Raw genomic sequence first — 334 nt, forward strand, 5'->3', positions numbered from 1 at the left:
ATGAGGCACGCCGGTCGGTGTGCCTTCGGGGTTGTGGGTCGTACGAGTGGGTGTGCAGTGCGGGACGTGGTGCGTGGGTCGATCAGGTGATCGCGACGCCGACCAGGACGCCGGCGGCGACGGTGCCGGCACCGGCCGCCACGCCCCACCAGAAGCCGGGGGCCTCGAGCGACTCGAGCTCCTCGATCTGGGCGATGCTCTCGTTCATGGTTCTCCTCCCTCCTACGCTCGTACGATTTGTCGTCAGATGAACTGCGGATCAGGTGATCGCGACGCCGATGAGCGCGCCGGCTGCGACGGTCCCGGCACCGGCCGCGACGCCCCACCAGAAGCC

The 334-nt window shown here is 69.2% G+C and carries 1 protein-coding gene; it reads right to left on the minus strand.

The window, feature by feature from the left end:
• Positions 1 to 82: 82 nt before the first annotated feature.
• On the minus strand, positions 83 to 208 hold the full coding sequence (locus G9H72_RS22515; protein ID WP_269205306.1) for a daptide-type RiPP: 126 nt from the start codon (positions 206 to 208) through the stop codon (positions 83 to 85).
• Positions 209 to 334: the final 126 nt, after the last annotated feature.

The organism is Motilibacter aurantiacus, assembly GCF_011250645.1.
Classification (GTDB): Bacteria; Actinomycetota; Actinomycetes; order Motilibacterales; family Motilibacteraceae; genus Motilibacter_A; species Motilibacter_A aurantiacus.